Source organism: Rhodococcus sp. 008, from assembly GCF_001682295.1.
GTDB lineage: Bacteria > Actinomycetota > Actinomycetes > Mycobacteriales > Mycobacteriaceae > Rhodococcus_F > Rhodococcus_F qingshengii.
Genome location: NZ_CP012749.1, coordinates 441,538 through 459,026, shown reverse-complemented (window position 1 = coordinate 459,026; position 17,489 = coordinate 441,538). Strand labels below are relative to the sequence as shown.

Annotated in this window: 16 protein-coding genes; 9 read left to right on the top strand and 7 right to left on the bottom strand. The window is 63.1% G+C overall.

Features of this window, described 5'->3' with window-relative positions; all coding sequences use genetic code 11:
• Positions 1 to 11: 11 nt before the first annotated feature.
• Together AOT96_RS02030 and AOT96_RS02025 are read right to left on the bottom strand one after the other, a co-directional pair.
• Positions 12 to 779: an amino acid ABC transporter ATP-binding protein gene (locus AOT96_RS02030; RefSeq protein WP_003946239.1), complete on the bottom strand. Its 768-nt coding sequence runs from the start codon at positions 777 to 779 to the stop codon at positions 12 to 14.
• Complete coding sequence (locus AOT96_RS02025) at positions 776 to 2,224, bottom strand: amino acid ABC transporter substrate-binding protein/permease (protein ID WP_003946214.1); 1,449 nt, start codon at positions 2,222 to 2,224, stop codon at positions 776 to 778. The genes AOT96_RS02030 and AOT96_RS02025 overlap by 4 nt, the downstream gene beginning before the upstream one ends.
• A 236-nt stretch (positions 2,225 to 2,460) precedes the next feature.
• Here AOT96_RS02025 and AOT96_RS02020 point away from each other — a divergent pair, with 236 nt between their 5' ends.
• Genes AOT96_RS02020 through rsmA form a run of 3 tightly spaced genes read left to right on the top strand, consistent with a single transcriptional unit; the run spans position 2,461 to position 5,653 of the window.
• A complete protein-coding gene (locus tag AOT96_RS02020; protein ID WP_042921286.1) occupies positions 2,461 to 3,585 on the top strand; it encodes a resuscitation-promoting factor in 1,125 nt (374 codons plus the stop codon).
• 31 nt (positions 3,586 to 3,616) lie between these two features.
• On the top strand, positions 3,617 to 4,744 hold the full coding sequence (locus AOT96_RS02015; protein ID WP_007729017.1) for a resuscitation-promoting factor: 1,128 nt from the start codon (positions 3,617 to 3,619) through the stop codon (positions 4,742 to 4,744).
• A gap of 9 nt (positions 4,745 to 4,753) precedes the next feature.
• Positions 4,754 to 5,653, top strand: a complete 900-nt coding sequence (gene rsmA / locus AOT96_RS02010; protein WP_003946263.1) for a 16S rRNA (adenine(1518)-N(6)/adenine(1519)-N(6))-dimethyltransferase RsmA — start codon at positions 4,754 to 4,756, stop codon at positions 5,651 to 5,653.
• Positions 5,654 to 5,712: 59 nt separating this feature from the next.
• Here rsmA and AOT96_RS02005 read toward each other — a convergent pair whose 3' ends face one another.
• Genes AOT96_RS02005 through AOT96_RS01995 form a run of 3 tightly spaced genes read right to left on the bottom strand, consistent with a single transcriptional unit; the run spans position 5,713 to position 9,105 of the window.
• Positions 5,713 to 7,974, bottom strand: coding sequence for a heavy metal translocating P-type ATPase (locus AOT96_RS02005; protein ID WP_003946240.1), 2,262 nt, complete (start codon positions 7,972 to 7,974; stop codon positions 5,713 to 5,715).
• Complete coding sequence (locus tag AOT96_RS02000; protein ID WP_065351239.1) at positions 7,974 to 8,888, bottom strand: hypothetical protein; 915 nt, start codon at positions 8,886 to 8,888, stop codon at positions 7,974 to 7,976. The genes AOT96_RS02005 and AOT96_RS02000 overlap by 1 nt, the downstream gene beginning before the upstream one ends.
• Before the next feature lie 7 nt (positions 8,889 to 8,895).
• Positions 8,896 to 9,105, bottom strand: coding sequence for a heavy-metal-associated domain-containing protein (locus AOT96_RS01995; protein ID WP_003946267.1), 210 nt, complete (start codon positions 9,103 to 9,105; stop codon positions 8,896 to 8,898).
• A 314-nt stretch (positions 9,106 to 9,419) separates the two neighbouring features.
• Here AOT96_RS01995 and AOT96_RS01990 point away from each other — a divergent pair, with 314 nt between their 5' ends.
• Positions 9,420 to 9,623 (top strand): cold-shock protein, encoded by a 204-nt coding sequence (locus tag AOT96_RS01990; RefSeq protein WP_003946232.1) that lies wholly within the window; start codon positions 9,420 to 9,422, stop codon positions 9,621 to 9,623.
• A gap of 96 nt (positions 9,624 to 9,719) precedes the next feature.
• Here the strand turns inward: AOT96_RS01990 and AOT96_RS01985 are convergent, their stop codons facing one another.
• The gene (locus AOT96_RS01985) at positions 9,720 to 10,688 is read right to left on the bottom strand and encodes a helix-turn-helix transcriptional regulator (RefSeq protein WP_065351238.1); all 969 of its coding nucleotides are present in this window, start codon (positions 10,686 to 10,688) and stop codon (positions 9,720 to 9,722) included.
• Positions 10,689 to 10,784: 96 nt separating this feature from the next.
• Between AOT96_RS01985 and AOT96_RS01980 the strand changes: the two genes are divergently transcribed.
• From AOT96_RS01980 to AOT96_RS01965, 4 genes are all read left to right on the top strand, one after another.
• A complete protein-coding gene (locus AOT96_RS01980; RefSeq protein ID WP_081377543.1) occupies positions 10,785 to 11,780 on the top strand; it encodes an ABC transporter ATP-binding protein in 996 nt (331 codons plus the stop codon).
• Positions 11,781 to 11,816: 36 nt separating this feature from the next.
• Entirely contained in the window at positions 11,817 to 12,593 is a 777-nt protein-coding gene (locus AOT96_RS01975; RefSeq protein ID WP_030536308.1) for an ABC transporter permease, read from the top strand.
• 81 nt (positions 12,594 to 12,674) lie between these two features.
• Positions 12,675 to 13,610 carry a 4-(cytidine 5'-diphospho)-2-C-methyl-D-erythritol kinase gene (locus AOT96_RS01970; protein ID WP_030536307.1) on the top strand — a complete coding sequence of 312 codons (936 nt, stop codon included), beginning with the start codon at positions 12,675 to 12,677 and terminating at the stop codon, positions 13,608 to 13,610.
• Positions 13,610 to 15,418, top strand: coding sequence for an ABC-F family ATP-binding cassette domain-containing protein (locus AOT96_RS01965; RefSeq protein ID WP_003946255.1), 1,809 nt, complete (start codon positions 13,610 to 13,612; stop codon positions 15,416 to 15,418). The genes AOT96_RS01970 and AOT96_RS01965 overlap by 1 nt, the downstream gene beginning before the upstream one ends.
• Here AOT96_RS01965 and AOT96_RS01960 read toward each other — a convergent pair.
• A complete protein-coding gene (locus AOT96_RS01960) occupies positions 15,415 to 15,912 on the bottom strand; it encodes a TetR/AcrR family transcriptional regulator (RefSeq protein ID WP_064444236.1) in 498 nt (165 codons plus the stop codon). The two genes, AOT96_RS01965 and AOT96_RS01960, sit on opposite strands and share 4 nt — an antisense overlap.
• 287 nt (positions 15,913 to 16,199) lie before the next feature.
• Between AOT96_RS01960 and AOT96_RS01955 the strand changes: the two genes are divergently transcribed.
• Entirely contained in the window at positions 16,200 to 17,438 is a 1,239-nt protein-coding gene (locus AOT96_RS01955) for an HNH endonuclease signature motif containing protein (protein WP_065351237.1), read from the top strand.
• The last annotated feature ends 51 nt before the right edge of the window (positions 17,439 to 17,489 follow it).

Sequence of the window (17,489 nt, the reverse complement as noted above, 5' to 3'; positions counted from 1 at the left end):
GGGGCTTGCCCCTAGAGAACCTTCGCCAGGAAGTCCTGGGTGCGCTGCTGCTGGGGGTTGCCGAACAGACTCTCCGGCTTACCTTCTTCGACGATGTATCCGTCGGCCATGAAGATGACTCGGTCGGAAACCTCACGGGCGAAGCCCATCTCGTGGGTCACGACGACCATGGTCATGCCCTGCTTGGCGAGGTCGCGCAGCACCTGCAGAACCTCACCCACCATTTCGGGGTCGAGGGCGCTGGTGGCCTCGTCGAAGAGCATGATGTCCGGACTCATCGCGAGTGCGCGGGCGATGGCAACGCGCTGCTTCTGCCCACCGGACAGGCTGGCGGGCTTGGCATCTGCCTTCTCCGCGAGACCGACCTGGCCGAGCAGTTTGACGGCGATCTCGCGAGCCTGCTCCTTGGTCGATCGCCCGGTCTGCACCGGAGCGAGCATCACGTTTTCGACGACGCTCATGTGGGGGAACAGGTTGAAGTGCTGGAACACCATCCCGATGTGCTGGCGCACCTTGTCGATGTCGACATCCTTGTTCGTGAGGTCGAACTGGTCGACGCGCACGGATCCGGCGGTGATGTCTTCGAGGCGGTTGAGGCAACGCAGGAAGGTCGACTTGCCGGAACCGGAAGGCCCGATGACGCAGACCACTTCACCGCTCTTGATGTCGACGTCCAGGCCCTTGAGGACCTCGTTGTCGCCGAACGACTTCTTCAGTCCCTTGACCGAAATCTTGACCTCGGTGGCGGACTTGCCCATGTTGACGGCTGTTTCGGTCACTTGTTGATCCTCTTCTCGAGGCGGTTCGACAGCTTGGTGAGCGCCATGATGATGATGAAGTACATGACGCCGATGATCAGCCACATGTTGAACGACTGGAAGTTGCGCGCGATGATGATGCGCCCTGTCTGAGTGAGCTCGGCGAGTCCGATGACCGACAGGATCGACGTGTCCTTGAGGGTGATCACGAACTGGTTGATGTACGACGGGATCATCGTGCGAATTGCCTGCGGCATGATGACTTTTCGCATCGACTTCATGTAGCTGATGCCCAGGCTTCGTGACGCCTCCATCTGTCCCTTGTCGACGGACAGGATGCCGCCGCGGACGATTTCAGCCATGTACGCGCCGGCGTTGAGCGAGAGCGTGATGATGCCTGCGGTGAAGGCGGACATCTGGAAATGCAGGGCTGCCGGGATGCCGAAGTAGATGAAGAATGCCTGCACCAACAGCGGTGTGCCGCGGAAGATGTCGACGTAGGTCGTGCCTATACCTCGGACGAACATGTTGGTGGACACGCGGCAGAGACCGAAGATCGCGCCTAGGACCAGAGCGATCGCGATCGAGACGACCGAGAGAACGATCGTCAACCACAGGCCCTTGAGAAGCTGCGGGTAGGTGCTCTTGATCAAGCCGATGATGGAGTTGTCCGACGTCGACGCGCCCTGACCGAGGTAGGTCGAGACGATTTCGTCGTACTGGCCGTCGTCGCGCAGGTTCTGCAGTCCGGCGTTGAACATCTGGAGCAGTTCGGCGTTCTGGCCCTTGTTGACTGCGAAGCCGTAGCTCGCGCCCACCTCTTTTTCGGTGACCGTCTTGAGGCCGTTGCCCTGTGTGATGCCGTAGGCGAGGACGGGGTAGTCGTCGAAGACTGCGACGGAGTTCCCGGTGCGGACCTCGTCGTACATGCTGGCGGAGTCGGCGAAATAGACTGTGGTGAAGCCGTATTGGTCCTTGATGGACTCGGCGAAGCTGGCGCCCTCGGTGCCGTTCTTGACGGCGACGCGCTTGCCCCTCAGATCCTCGTACGACTTCACGTCGTTGTCGGTCTCGAGGACCGCCATCTGCACGCCCGACTCGAAGTACGGGTCGGAGAAGTCGAACACCTGCTTGCGGGCGTCGGTGATGGACATGCCCGCGATGACGCCGTCGGCCTGCCCGGCCTGCACGGCCTGCAGTGCAGCGTCGAAGCCGAGCTGCTTGATGTCGACCTTGAAGCCTTGGTCCTCGGCGATCGCATTGAGCAGGTCGATGTCGATGCCGACGAGTTTGCCGTCTTCGTTCTCGAATTCGAACGGGGCGAATGTCAGATCGGTGGCGATCGTGTAGGTGCGGCCGGGTTGCGCGCTCGCGATTCCGGGGGCGAACAGCGCTGCGATCAGCGCCAGCAGGATGGCCAGGATCGGCCACCTGGCATTACGTGGTCTGTCGAATCTTCTTCGCACTATCGCCCAGCTTTCTTCTGTCGCGCCCGGGATCGCCGGACTGCTTTGAACCAGACGAGAACATACTGCGCCCAGAGCTGAATCGATACACGGGTATCGGAGCCGGAAAGTGCAGAACACACGACACGCCGTTGCCGTTCCGTGACAAAAGTCGCATTTCGTTGTGATTTGGTTGCCGATACAACGCTCGGTCGTTACCGTATTGTGATCGAACGTCGTCTGCCTTGGGATTTCCTGTGTCGCCTTTTGCCAAGATCAACTCCACGAAGTCACCACTTCTCTATTCAGTGGTGGGTGCGTTGCTTCTGACGCTCATCGTCGGGGGTGCGCTCGCCGTGGTTCGGCACAAGACGATCACCCTCGATGTCGACGGCGACATGATTTCGCTGTCCACGATGTCGAGCAGCGTCGGTACCGCTCTCGAGGACGCCGGATACCCGGTCGATCCCAAGGACGCGCTCGCACCCAGTGCCGATTCCTCCCTGTCCGATGGCGATACCGTCGTACTGCGCCGTGCCCGTGAGTTGGCTCTGACCGTCGACGGTCAGCCGACCACCATCTGGACCACCGCATTGACGGTCGACGAGGCATTGAAGCAGGTAGATGTTTCCGACGACTTCGCAGTCTCAGCTTCGCGCTCGCATCGTCTGCCGCTCGAACGGACCGAGCTCGACGTCGTCAGCCCGAAGACCGTCAGCGTCAGCGACGGTGGCGCTCCCGCTGCGGAGGTCAAGCTCGCCGCCGTGACCGTCGGCGATCTTCTCGCGGCCAAGAATGCGCCGCTCGAGCAGGCCGACTCGGTGGTTCCCACCGCCGACACACCCGTTACCAACGGCCTGACCATCCAGGTCACTCGCGACCGCACGGACACTCGCGTCGAGACGCAGCCGATCGCGCCGCCGGAGAACAAGGTCGAGGATCCCGAGCTAGAGAAGGACAAGACCGTCGTCGAGAACCCGGGTGTTCCGGGTGAGCGCACGGCAACTGTCGAGGTCAAGACCGTCAACGGCGTCGAGGCCGGACGAACCGAACTGTCCGCGACCGTGATCAAGGAACCGGTCGCAGCAGTGGTGAAGGTCGGTACCAAGCAGGCTTCCGCTCCCGCTGTGTCCAACGCGTCGACGTGGGATGCCATTGCTCAGTGCGAGGCGACCGGAAACTGGGCCATCAACACCGGCAACGGTTTCTACGGAGGACTTCAGTTCACCCAGAGCACCTGGGAAGCATTCGGCGGTGGTCAGTACGCAGCTCGCGCCGACCTCGCATCACGTGAACAGCAGATCGCGATCGGCGAGAAGGTCCGCGCCGGTCAGGGCTGGGGTGCTTGGCCGTCCTGCACCAGCAAATTGGGCCTGCGCTGACGCGCTCACACCTCACAGAACACAGGAACCGATGTCACCGTTCGCCAAGATCAACTCGACCAGGTCGCCGTTGTTGTACTCGGCGATCGCCGCTCTTCTCCTGACGGTTCTCGTGGGTGGTGTTCTGGCGGTCGTCCGGCACAAGACCATCACCCTCGATGTCGACGGTGAGCAGATTCGCCTGAGCACCATGTCGACCAACGTCGACGGCGCTCTCGAGGACGCGGGTTACCCGATCGGTGACAAGGATGCAGTTGCTCCCGCGGCCGACGCTTCGCTGTCCGACGGCGACACCGTGGTGCTCCGTCGTGCCCGTGAGATCACGCTGACGGTCGACGGTCAGCCGCAGAAGCTCTGGACCACTGCCTTGACCGTCGACGACGCGTTGAAGCAGTTGGACGTCGCGGCGGATGTGCACGTGTCGGCTTCGCGCTCGCAGCGTCTTCCGCTGGACGGCGCCGCGCTCGACGTGCTGACACCGGTCGTCGCAAAACTGGTCGACGGCGCAAACGCGGCAGCAGACGTGCGTATCGCGGCGCCGACGGTCGGGGAGTTCCTTACCGCCAACGGCACTCCGCTCGAGCAGTCGGACACGGTGGTTCCCGCCGCCGACGCTCCACTGACCGAGGGCCTGGAGGTCACGGTGACGCGCAACCGCACCGAGAACAAGGTCGAGACCTTGCCGCTCGATCCGCCGGATCAGCGCATCGAGGATCCGACGATGAACCAGAGCCGCACGATCGTCGAGAACCCGGGCGTGCCCGGCGTGCGTGACGTGACGTTCGCCGTGAATCTCGTCAACGGTGTCGAAGCCGGACGTACCCAGGTCTCGGAGACGATCACCACACCGGCGCAGCCGAAGGTCGTGCGTGTCGGAACGAAGCCGGGCACCGAGGTGCCGCCCGTGGAGAACGGTTCGACGTGGGATGCGCTCGCACAGTGCGAGGCCACCGGTAACTGGGCCATCAACACCGGCAACGGTTTCTACGGCGGCGTGCAGTTCGATCAGAACACCTGGGAACGACAGGGCGGGTTGAAGTATGCGCCCCGCGCCGACCTCGCCACCCGTGAAGAACAGATCGCGATTGCGACACAGACCCAGCGCACTCAGGGCTGGGGCGCATGGCCGTCGTGCTCGGGTCGCCTCGGACTGGGATAAGTTCTACTGGTGTCAGACGCCGAACAATCGAACGAACCCATCGCTACTCCGCGCGGGCAGGCAGCCCTGCTCGGTCCGGTCGAGGTGCGCGCTCTTGCCGAGGAATTCGGTGTCCGGCCCACGAAACAGTTGGGGCAGAACTTCGTTCACGACGCCAATACCGTGAGGCGCATCGTCACCACGGCAGGCGTGACACGTGACGACGTCGTTCTCGAGGTAGGGCCTGGTCTCGGTTCGCTGACGATGGCGCTGATGGACGTCGTCGATCGTGTGATCGCGGTCGAGATCGATCCCAACCTCGCGGCTCGCCTCCCGAAGACGGTGGCCGAGCGAGCGCCGGAGCTTGCCGATCGACTGACCGTCGTCGAAGCGGACGCGATGCGTGTGCTGCCTTCACAGATTCCCGGCGAGCCGACCGCGCTGGTTGCGAACCTGCCGTACAACGTCGCGGTGCCGGTGCTGTTGCACCTGTTCGCGTCGCTTCCGAGTCTGCGGACCGCACTCGTGATGGTGCAAGCCGAGGTTGCCGATCGCCTGGCGGCTGATCCGGGAAGCAAGATCTACGGCGTTCCCAGCGTCAAGGCCAACTTCTTCGGCGAGGTTCGCCGCGCCGGTGCCGTCGGACGCAACGTGTTCTGGCCGGTGCCGAAGGTCGAATCAGGACTGGTTCGTATCGATCGGTACGCGGAGCCGCCGTGGCCGATGGACGAGAAGCACCGCAAGCAGGTTTTTGCGGCGATCGACGCCGCGTTCGCACAGCGCCGCAAGACTTTGCGTGCCGCTCTCAGCGGTTGGGCAGGTTCGCCTGCCGAGGCCGAACGACGGCTCCTCGCTGCCGGTATCGAGCCTCAGACGCGTGGTGAGATGCTCGACGCAGCAGCCTTCGTTCGGCTGGCTGGAGGCGAATAGCCCCGTGCGCGGTTAAGGAGTGCAGGGACTCCCTAACCGCGCACAGGGGGCTTGCCCCCTTATTTGAACCGCCGCAACCTCAGGCTGTTGCTCACCACGAACACACTGCTGAATGCCATTGCGGCACCGGCGAGCATCGGGTTGAGCAGGCCGGCCGCAGCCAGCGGGATCGCAGCCGTGTTGTAGGCGAATGCCCAGAACAGGTTGCCCTTGATGGTCTTGAGCGTCTTGCGGGACAGTCGAATTGCATCGGCTGCCGACCGCAGGTCACCTCGCACCAGAGTGATGTCGCTGGCCTCGATCGCAACGTCGGTACCCGTGCCCATCGCCAGGCCGAGATCGGCCTGAGCCAGGGCTGCCGCGTCGTTCACGCCGTCGCCGACCATGGCCACGACGCGTCCTTCCGCCTGCAGTTTCTTGACGGCGTCGACCTTGTCCGCAGGCATGACCTCGGCGAAGACGGTGCTGATCCCGACCTGATCCGCGACAGTGCGAGCAACGGTGGCGTTGTCACCGGTCAGCAGAACCGGTTCGAGGCCGAGTGCTTTCAACTGCGCGATTGCTTCGGCGCTCGTGTCCTTGACCGCGTCGGCGATCACGAGGATGCCGTGCGCCTTGCCGTCCCAGCCCACCGCGATTGCGGTGCGCCCGGCCTTCTCTGCTGCAGCCTTCGCCTCGCGGAGATTTTCCGGCAACGGCATCGACCAGTCGGCGAGCAGCGCGTCTCGGCCCGCGACGACGGCGTGACCGTCGACCATTCCCTGTACGCCGCGCCCGGCGACGTTCACGAAATCCTCGACCGTAGGCAATTCGCCCACAGCTTCGGTCGCACCCTTCGCGATCGCTGCGGCGATGGGGTGCTCGGAGCGATGTTCGAGTGCGCCGGCCAGCCGAAGTACCTCGTCGACGGTTGTTCCTTCGCCCACCACGGTGTCCAGCAATGTCATCTGACCGGTGGTGACGGTTCCCGTCTTGTCGAGCACGACGGTGTCGACTGCGCGCGTCGATTCGAGCACCTCGGGTCCCTTGATGAGGATTCCCATCTGGGCTCCGCGACCCGTGCCCACCAACAGGGCTGTGGGCGTTGCCAATCCGAGGGCACAGGGGCACGCGATGATCAGCACGGCGACCGCAGCGGTGAAGGCCATCTCGATGGGGTTACCGGTGCCGAGCCAGTAGCCCAGTGTCGCAACGGCAATCGCGATGACGACCGGTACGAAGATACCGGCGATCCGATCGGCGAGGCGCTGAACTTCGGCCTTGCCGTTCTGGGCGTCTTCGACCAGTGCCGCCATCTGGGCGAGTTGGGTGTCGCTCCCGACCCGGGTTGCCTCGACGGTCAAGGTTCCACCGACATTGACGGTGGCGCCGACGACAGTGTCCCCGACACCGACTTCCTCCGGCACGGATTCGCCGGTCAACATGCTCATGTCGACGGCTGAGCGGCCCTCGGTGATGATGCCGTCGGTGGCGATCTTCTCGCCGGGCCGGACGATGAAGGAGTCGCCCGCTGCCAGTTCTTCGGCGGGGATTCGTACTTCGACGCCGTTGCGCAATACCGCGACGTCTTTCGCACCGAGTTCCATGAGTGCGCGTAGTGCGGCGCCGGACGTGCGCTTGGACTTGTGCTCGAAGTAGCGTCCGGCCAGCACGAACGTGATGACGCCCGCGGCAACTTCGAGGTAGATGTTGGCGCTGCCGTCCATCCGGTCGACCGTCAGCCGGAAGGCGTGCTTCATACCGGCTTCGCCCGCAGTGCCGAAGAACAGTGCGTAGAGCGACCAGACGAAGGCCGAGATGGTGCCCAGCGAGATGAGCGTGTCCATCGTGGCCGCGCCGTGACGCAGGTTCACCCAGGCAGCCCGGTGGAAGGGGAGGGCCGCCCACACGATGACCGGTGCGGCCAGCGTGAGGGAGAGCCACTGCCAGTTGTCGAACTGCAGCGCAGGAATCATTGCCATAGCGATGACCGGCACGGAGAGCAGAGTCGAGATGATCAGGCGGGTACGAAGCTCGCGCAGATCACGATCCTGCGGGGTTTCCGCATCCGGGTCGACGGTGTCCGGTGCGCTGGGCGGTTTGGGGAGCGCGGCGGAATAGCCGGCATTCTCGACGGCAGTGACCAGATCTTCGACGGGCACCCCGTCCGGGAAGGTGACCTTGGCCTTTTCCGTCGCGTAGTTGACGGTGGCTGTGACGCCGTCGATCTTGTTGAGCTTCTTCTCGATTCGTGACGCGCAGGAGGCGCAGGTCATCCCGGTGATCGCGAGTTCGACGCTGCTCGAGTTGGCAGCATTGTCGACCGCAGTCGGTGACGTCATCAGTGCCCTCCCTCGTGATTGTCTGGAACTGAAGCCGTGGAAGTGCCTGCATCAACAGTGAATTCGGCGGTCCGAACCACGCCTTCGTGCTGGAAGTCGAGGAACAGCCGGTATGTGCCTTCGCTCGGTGCCTGTGCGTGGAAGGAAATGTCCGGACCAGGAGCTGTGACGCCGTCGCCTGGCTCGCCTTCGGGGTGCACGTGCAGGTAGGCGAGGTCGCCGGTGCGCAGGGCAACGAGGTGACCGAAGGCACCGAGGTACGGATCGAGATCGGTGACCGGGGCTCCGTCGCGAGCAACGCTCAGCGTGATCGGGCCGCCGGCAGTGGTCAGATCACCGTCGAGAGTCACGGTGTATCCGTCGACGGTTGCGGTCGCGCTCTTCGCAGGTAGCGGCGCAGGAGTGAATTCGCCTGCCACGTCGAAGTTTCGGCCGAGTGTCAGTTGGGTGCCGTCGGTGGGATCGAAGTCCGCGAAGACTCGGTAGGTGCCGGCGGCGGGCCAGGCCCAGTCGATCGACCAGTTGCCGTCTGCAGCGAGGGACGGATGTACGTGGCGGAATTCGCTGGTGTCGTTTCGGACGACAATGAGGTGGAGTTTCTTCTCGTGCAGGAGGTCGAAATCGACGACGGGCGTGTTGGTGTCGTCGAGAATCCGGAAGGTCAAGGTTCCCGGCTCCCCAGCTCGACCGGGTGCGGTCACATCGGTGAGTGTGTATCCGCCGGAGGAGACTTCGAGACCTGCAGGTGTTGCCGAATCCATGCCTGGCATCGATTCGGTGGTTGATTCGTGGGTGCTGTGCTGGGCGGTGGACATGTCTATCGGGCTTCCGATTGCGGCCCCCACGCCGAGGGCGGCGCCGAAGACGGCGACCAGCCCTACGGCGTAGGCGGCAAGTGTTGTCGAGGTGCGCACGGCTGACTCAGCTTGGTACGACTGCGTAGCCGGCTTCGTCGACTGCTGCGACGACGTCGGCTGCGGAGACGGGAGCATCGCTGGTGACGACGACACGTCCGCTCGCCAGTTCGACATCCACCGCGGTTACTCCCGCGATGTTGCCGATCTCTTCCTTGACGGATCCGACGCAGTGTCCGCAGGTCATTCCGGAAACGGTGTATTCGGCGGTGGTCATCGCAGGTCCCTTCGGTTGTGGAAAGCTTATTTTACGGATACCCGGTGTAGGTATCGCTCTGCAATCGAAGGTACCCCCAGGGGGTATGCATGTCAACGGGCTGGGCAGTGATGAAGGCCTCAGGGAAGACAACACGGCGGATGTGTGGTCTACTTGTGGTGGTCGTAAGTGTTTGTGTTTGTGTTTCCACGCTCGCAAATGGTTAGGTTGCGAGCGTTTGGACATCCTCCACGGATTTGTCTCAGAACGGTCGTAGTAAGTGACCCGGGCGGTCGAAGCGACTGCCTGTTGACACTGTGTTAGAGGAGATTTACATGGCAGAGGGCATCGTGAAGTGGTTCAACTCCGAGAAGGGGTTCGGCTTCATCGCTCCCGAAGACGGCAGTGCTGACGTCTTCGTTCACTACTCCGAGATCCAGAGTGGCGGCTTCCGCACTCTCGAGGAGAACCAGCGCGTGGCGTTCGAGATCGGTCAGGGCAACAAGGGCCCGCAGGCCACCGGCGTTACCATCGTCTAAGACGTCCATGTGAGTCGGGCAACCGACGCATGACGTACTGACAAGACCCCAACTCTTCGGAGTTGGGGTCTTGTTGTATTTGGGTGAAAAACGCTGTCATGCATCGAGATACCGCTGAGTGGCGACTGCCGTTTCCGCCGCGATCGTGCGGCATTCCTCGCGGAGTTCAGGTGGATTCACAACGGTGAAATCGACGTCGAAAGCTCTGAGCCAGTGTGCGATCGATCGCAGAGAAGTGCCCGAAAGCACTATGACGCAACGCCCTTCGTCGGTGGACTCCACCGATCCCCACTGTTCGTTGACCATGGGTGCTATCTGCTCGATGGGTGCATGCAGTAGAACTGTTGCGCGCGTGGAGGAATAGGCCCGAGCGACACCGTGGGAAACGAAGTCTGCTGCACCACCGGCGGGTAGTTCCCGCGGCACGAATCGTGGGCCGGTGGGGATCTTGGGTTCCATCCGGTCGACGCGGAACGACCGCCAGTCTTCGCGAGACAGATCCCAAGCCACCAGATACCACCGAACACCCGACCGCACGAGCCTGTACGGTTCCACCTCGCGTCGGCTCTGGGTGCCGTCGTGAGTGCTGTAGTCGAATCTCAATCGCTCGTGGTTGTGGCATACGGATGCGATGGCGGACAGTACCGACGCATCGACTGCGCTCGCGGCGGGCTCGCGTGGCACGACATCGATCGACAGCGATTCCAGACGGTGTCGCAGCCTCGACGGCATGATCTGCCGCAGCTTCGCCAGCGCGCGCATCGAAGCCTCGCCGATGCCGACCACAGAGCCGGTCGCTCCGGATTGCAGTGAAAGTGCCACCGCGAGCACTTCTTCGTCATCGAGCTGTAGCGGGGGCATCTCCGCGCCGGCACCCAGGCGATATCCGCCACCGACTCCGACTGTCGCGTCGACCGGATAGCCGAGATCGCGGAGGCGGTCCACGTCACGTCGAACTGTGCGCGGGGTGATCGCGAGCTTGTCTGCGAGTTCGGCACCGGACCAGTCTCGACGTGTCTGGAGCAGTGACAGCAACCGCAGTAGGCGAGCCGATGTCTCCTTCATGGGAAGAAGTCTGCCAAACATTTAGGACCCAATGCGTCCTCAATTGAATTTAGGTTGGTCCACATCCGATCAGTCGAGAAGAAATTGGGGCACATCATGAGTCGCATCAACGACGGCAGACCGATGATCGAGACGAAGGCGCTCACCAAGCACTTCGCCCAGGGCAAGAAGCTCGTGGAAGCAGTCAAGGGAGTCACTCTCGACGTAGCGGAGGGCGAGTTGGTTGCCTTGCTTGGGCCGAACGGTGCCGGAAAATCGACGACGTTGCGCATGCTGACCACCTTGCTCGAGCCCACGTCCGGCAGCGCGCGAATCGCAGGATTCGACATCGCTGCGGCACGAAACGAGGTGCGCTCCAGCCTCGGATACGTCGGACAGGGGAACGGAGCCGGCCACAACCAGCGGGTTCGCGACGAGTTGGTGACGCAGGGGTTGTGCTACGGAATGCCCAAGGGTGACTCGCAGGTCCGGGCCGACGAATTGCTGCGTGATCTCGAACTCACCGAGTTGGGCACTCGAAAGGTCAGTACGCTGTCCGGCGGGCAGCGCCGGCGGCTCGATATCGCCCTCGGCCTGGTGCATCGCCCACCACTCCTGTTCCTCGACGAGCCGACCACGGGCATGGACCCGCAGAGTCGGGCCAACCTCTGGGACCACATCCTGCGGTTGCGGCGCGAGATGGGCACCACGATCGTGCTGACCACGCACTACCTGGAAGAAGCGGATTCGATGGCGGAGCGGGTCATCGTCATCGACGAGGGCACTGTCATCGCGGACAACACCGCCGCTGCACTCAAAGCGGATCTTGCGGGGGATCATCTTCTGCTCACCTTCGACAGCGTCGAGGCGGCCGCCGTCGCAGCGTCGGTGGCCGAGCGACTTGTCACTGTGCGTGACGTCACGGTCGAGGCAAACTCGGTGAGTATCCGTGCCGGCGAGGGTGATTCGACGCTCCCGGTATTGCTGCGTGAAGCCGATGCCCGCGGCGCCCGCGCACTCACTGCCGACATCACCAGGCCGACTCTCGACGACGTCTTCCTCACTCTCACCGGTCGCAGTCTGCGCGAGAGCGCCGCTGCGGTCGCTTCCTGAAACACGACAAAGAACTTCGACGAACAGGAATCCGCCATGACAATCACACTCGATACCCCACGTACCGTGCACGGCAACATCGTTCGAGACAGCGTAATCGTGATGGGCCGTGAGCTACGACCGATGTTGCGCGACCCGGTAAGCGTCATCTTCAGCCTCATCCAGCCGCTGATCCTGTTGGCGTTGTTCGGGCCTCTGCTCAAAGGGGTTCCGGGTACCGGTGACGGCGTATGGAATTGGTTCATTCCCGGTGTGTTGGTGATGATCGCGATCTTCGGAACGACGATGACCGGGTCCAACCTCCTGATGGAGATGCAGCAGGGATCGCACGAGCGAATGTTGGTGACTCCGCTCCGACGCTCGTCCTTGTTGATCGGGCGAGCGTGCAAGGAGATGGTTCCGCTTGCCGCGCAGGCGATTCTGATCATTCTGGTCGCACTTCCGCTCGGATTGGACGTCAATGCAGCGGGAGCCGCGCTCGGGATAGTCCTGCTGGGAGTGTTCGGCGTCGGACTCGGTGCGCTCTCGTACGCTCTCGCTCTGGCTGTGCGGGAGCAGGATTGGATGTTCTGGGTCGTTCAGCAGACGCTGATGTTCCCGCTCCTGATCCTGTCGGGAACCATGCTTCCACTCGAGGACGCACCAGGTTGGATGAAGGTCCTCGTGAACATCAATCCGCTCGGCTACGTCGTAGACGCCGAGCGGGCACTCTTTGCCGGAGACTTCGCGTCGAGCAGCGTTCTGGCAGGAATCGTCGCCGCCTTGGGCGTGGCGGTGGTCGGTCTGGGCGTAGGTGTGCGCGCGGTGAAATAGCGTGGGTGTGCTGGCTGTCGGACGGGCTGCTGCGGTCGCAGGTTTTCGCCCAGGTGTTCGCAGCGCCTATTGTTGTTCCTTGTGCTCTCCGTCGTTCCACGCCCCGTAGTCGTCCGGGCCCCGTCCAAGGTGAATCTCCACCTTGCCGTCGGGGACCTGCGAGACGACGGCTATCACGAGCTGACGACGGTTTTTCAGGCATTGTCGCTGGCAGACACCCTCACGGTGGCGCCTGCGGACACCTTGACCGTGCGGGTGATCGGCGACGACGCCGCGGCCGTGCCGACCGATCGCACCAACCTCGTGTGGCGTGCCGCCGAGATGCTCGCCGTCGAGGGTGGCGTGGCCCCGAACGTCGAGATAGTCATCGAGAAAGGCATCCCCGTCGCAGGCGGAATGGCCGGCGGGAGTGCCGACGCAGCCGCCGCTTTGGTTGCGCTCAACGCTTTGTGGAAGCTCGACTTCTCGCGGCCTGATCTCGACGCTTTTGCGGCACGCCTCGGGAGTGACGTTCCGTTCTCGCTGCACGGTGGCACTGCCCTCGGAACCGGCCGCGGCGAACAACTTGTCCCCGTCTTGACCCGCCACACTTTTCACTGGGTGTTGGCGCTGGCCAAGGGCGGCTTGAGCACACCAGTCGTGTTCCGCGAGCTGGACAAGCTGCGGGCAGAAGGCTCCCCGAAACGGTTGGGGAGCGCCGATGCGTTGATCCAGGCACTGACCACGGGTGACGCTCATCTGCTTGCGTCGCTGCTCGGCAACGATCTGCAGGCTGCGGCACTCTCACTCAACCCGGATCTACGACGGACGCTTCGAGCGGGCGTCGAAGCCGGAGCTTTGGCCGGCATCGTCTCCGGCTCCGGACCGACATGCGCCTTTCTCTGCGCCGACGCACAGTCCGCGGTGGAAGTGAGCGCAGAACTTGCGGGAGCGGGGGTGTGCCGCACCGTTCGCGTGGCGAGCGGACCCGTTCCCGGAGCACGAATACTCGACAATGCGGCAAAGGGACAGCACTGATGGCGAATCTGATCAATCTGGAAAACGTGTCGAAGTCTTTCGGCGTCAAGCCGTTGCTCGACGGGGTCTCCCTGGGCGTCGAGGAGGGCGAGCGCATCGGCGTCGTCGGCCTCAACGGTGGCGGTAAGACGACCATGCTCGAAGTCCTCGCGGGTGTGGAGCAGCCGGATTCGGGACGCGTCAGCCGCGTCGGCGGATTGCGTATGGCCGTCGTGACGCAGCGCGGTGTACTGCCTCCCGGCTCCACTGTCGGTGAAGTGGTCCTGGGGCCGCTCGGAGTGGCGCAACACGAATGGGCCGGCGACGCGCGCATCCGTTCGGTGCTCTCGGGTATCGGCATCGACAACCTGGGCGCCGGCGGCGAGCGGTCCGCATTGGATGCCAAGGTCGACGGCCTGTCCGGCGGTGAGCGTCGCCGCGTGGCTCTCGCTGCGGCCCTGGTTCAGGACCTCGACCTGCTGGTGCTCGACGAGCCCACCAACCACCTCGACGTCGAAGGTGTTCAGTGGTTGGCCGAGCACCTCGTCTCGCGTCGCAGCGCGCTCGTCGTCGTGACCCACGATCGCTGGTTCCTCGACACCGTCGCCACCCGCACCTGGGAGGTTGTCGGCGGCGGCGTCGAAAGCTACGAGGGTGGCTACAACGACTGGGTGTTCGCTCGCGCCGAGCGTTCGCGTCAGGCTGACGCTTCCGAAGAGCGTCGACGCAACCTTGCGCGCAAAGAACTCGCATGGCTGCGCCGCGGTGCGCCGGCCCGTACGTCCAAGCCGAAGTACCGCATCGAAGCCGCAGAGGCTCTGATCGCCGACGTTCCGGCACCTCGTGACGCGGTCGCTCTTGCGTCGTTCGCGCAGCGTCGGCTCGGCAAGGTTGTCATCGAACTCGAAGACGCGCGTCTGGAGACCCCGGACGGCCGCGTACTCGTCGAGGATCTGACCTGGCGTCTCGCTCCGGGTGAGCGTGTCGGCCTGGTCGGCGTCAACGGCTCAGGCAAGACGACTCTGCTGCGGACTCTGGCCGGCGAACTCGAGCCTGCCGCCGGAAAGCGCATTCAGGGGCAGACCGTCCACATCGGTTGGCTCAAGCAGGAACTCGACGATCTACCGACCGACATGCGCGTACTTGACGCGGTCAAGGATGTAGCCGAGCGAATCACGCTGGGAGACAAGGAAGTATCGGCGGGTCAGCTGGCTGAGCGGTTGGGCTTCACACCGGCGCGTCAGCGCACCCCAGTCGGTGATCTCTCCGGTGGTGAGCGCCGACGTCTGCAGTTGACGCGTGTCCTCATGGCCGAGCCCAACGTCCTGCTTCTCGACGAGCCGACCAACGATCTCGACATCGACACGCTTCAGCAACTCGAAGATCTGCTCGACGGCTGGGCGGGCACCATGGTGGTCATCTCGCACGACCGGTACCTGATCGAGCGCATCTGTGACACCACTTGGGCGCTCTTCGGTGACCGCAAGCTCACCAACCTGCCCGGCGGTATCGAGGACTACCTGCGTCGGCGCGCAGCAATGGGGGATGGCGACAACCCGTCGGTGGCCTCGACGGCGAGTGGTGCGTCGAAGAGCAAGCAGGTCCGTGACGGCGCCGCGGATCGCGCTGCACGCAAGGAACTTTCGAAGCTCGAGCGGTCCATTGCGAAGTTCGACGACCGAGAGAAGAAGCTGCACGCTTCCCTCGCCGACGCAGCCACCGACCCGGACAAGTTGCAGAAACTCGGCGCAGAACTCAAGCAGGTCATCGCCGACAAGGAAGCCGCCGAAGAGCAGTGGATGGAGCTCTTCGCCGAGCTGGACGGCTAGGGGAACTTCGCCCCGAACCTCTTGAAGATTCGCTCGGGATCCAGGGTTTCCGGAGCATGCCTGCGCAGCAGTGCGTCCAGAACGAGCCCGTCCAGTGCTGCGACCAACTCCGTTGCATCGGACGAGGTCATGCCGCGTTCGACCAGGATGTCGACAAACCGATCCCGACCACGCACCAGTTCCACTGCGAGGTCGGGATCGTGGAATGACGCGATGATCAGTTCGTAACGCGCCCGAGTGCGGCCGGATTCAGGCCCCAGCCACCGGGCCACCTGTTGCTTCGGCGTCTCGCCCGGGCGAGGAAGATCACCGTCCAGAAGGTGTCGCACCACCTCGACTATCAGTCCACGCTGGTTTGCGAAGTAGTGCCGTGCGCTGCCGTGTGGCACGCCCGCCTCGTCTTCGACGCCTCTCATCGACCAGGCTCGAAACCCAACCCGGCCCAGCAGGTCGAGCCCGGCGTCCAGAAGTGCTTCTCGAGTCGATTTCTCCACGCAGAGAAGATACCGTGATATCCTCTTCTCCGCTTGGAGAATTTCTCCGCACGGAGAAGTGGCCGGTGGGTCGAACTGATTGGGGTGAAGCGTGGTCATCTTTTTCGACATCCTGCTTGTGCTGTGCGTTGTTGCGATTGTGTGTTTCGCGGGATACGTCCTCTATCGCGTCGTCTTTGACGGCTAGCTGAATGGTGATGTACTGCAACAGGTCTCAAGTCTTCATGTTCCCGAAGTTGTCCGGTTTGTCTCTGGTTATCGAAAGTATGTTCGATTAAACTTTGAGCATGGACAGTCGGGAAGCGTGGCAGCTGGATGGCGAGGACCTCAAGAGTGAGGTTCTGGATCTGGTGCGCGCCCGACACGAATTGCAGTCGCGGATGGTGTTGCTGATCGTGGAGATGTTTTCCCGTGAGGTTCTCGGCGGGAAGGGTTTTCGGGCGATCGCGCAGTGGTTGCATGGTTCGACGAATCTGGAGATCGGTGAGTGCAGCCTGCTGGTCGGGTTGGCGCGGTTGTTGATGCTCGAACCTGTTGTCGCGGATGCATTCCATCGCGGTGACGTGGATGCGTTGAAGGCGCGGCAGGTGGCGTCGTTTTGTCAGCATCCGCCGAAGAACATGACCCTGGCGGATGTGGACAAGGCCCGCGGGATTCTGTTGGGGTTGGCGTCGAAGAACATCGCCGATTGTGATGCGGTGCGGGCAGCGATCCGGCGGATCGAGAAGCAGTACGGCAAACGCGAAGACGGCGTTCCGGTGGGTGAGGATTCGGAGCGTAACGAGTTCTACGCCTCGAAAGGCTTGTACGGGCGGGTGACCGTGAAGGGCGACCTGGATGCTGTGAACGGGGCACGTCTGATCACGTTGCTGTCGAGCCTGTCGGCGCCGACGCCGGAGAAAGACGGCGTCAAGGACGCCCGCACGCCGGCATTACGACGGGCGGATGGGTTCTGCGAATTGTTGCGGCGGTACGAGCGGGCGGGGCTGGGTCCGATCGAAGGCGGAGTGAAACCGCACATCACAGTCACCGCCAGTGCAAAAGACATGACCGACCTCAAAGCATTGAAGGATCTACTGCCGTCGACTCAGGAACTGGGTTTCGCGTGGACGGATTGGGTAGGTCCGATCAGTATCGATACTGCCCGGATGCTGGCGTGCGACTGCACGGTCACCCGGATTTTGTTGGACGAGAACGGTGTTCCGCTCGACTGCGGCAAAGAAGCAAGGACCGCGACGGTACCCCAGCGGCGGGCGTTGGCGGTTCGTGATGGTGGGTGTGCGTTTCCGGGATGCGGGACACCGTCGGGGTGGTGCGATGCCCATCATATTGTTCACTGGAACGATGGTGGCCCAACGGATCTCGACAATCTGATCTTGTTGTGCGGTCATCATCATCGGACGATGCACCACACCGAATGGCGGGTGGAGATCGGGCCGGATCGCAAATCGGTGTTCTATCCGCCGATGTCTGTTGATCCGTATCAGCAGCCGATCGGCGGGAACAGCCCACCCACCGCGGCGTGAATCGCGACAACTGAAGACGTGAGCACCGGGGCACAACCATGCCCCGGTGCT

Coding starts and splice junctions, on each gene's coding strand:
- AOT96_RS02015 (WP_007729017.1), top strand. CDS start 3,617: ATGTCACCGTTCGCCAAGATCAACTCGACCAGGTCGCCGTTGTTGTAC.
- AOT96_RS02005 (WP_003946240.1), bottom strand. CDS start 7,974: ATGACGTCACCGACTGCGGTCGACAATGCTGCCAACTCGAGCAGCGTC.
- AOT96_RS01995 (WP_003946267.1), bottom strand. CDS start 9,105: ATGACCACCGCCGAATACACCGTTTCCGGAATGACCTGCGGACACTGC.
- AOT96_RS01990 (WP_003946232.1), top strand. CDS start 9,420: ATGGCAGAGGGCATCGTGAAGTGGTTCAACTCCGAGAAGGGGTTCGGC.
- AOT96_RS01985 (WP_065351238.1), bottom strand. CDS start 10,688: ATGAAGGAGACATCGGCTCGCCTACTGCGGTTGCTGTCACTGCTCCAG.
- AOT96_RS01980 (WP_081377543.1), top strand. CDS start 10,785: ATGAGTCGCATCAACGACGGCAGACCGATGATCGAGACGAAGGCGCTC.
- AOT96_RS01975 (WP_030536308.1), top strand. CDS start 11,817: ATGACAATCACACTCGATACCCCACGTACCGTGCACGGCAACATCGTT.
- AOT96_RS01965 (WP_003946255.1), top strand. CDS start 13,610: ATGGCGAATCTGATCAATCTGGAAAACGTGTCGAAGTCTTTCGGCGTC.
- AOT96_RS01955 (WP_065351237.1), top strand. CDS start 16,200: ATGGACAGTCGGGAAGCGTGGCAGCTGGATGGCGAGGACCTCAAGAGT.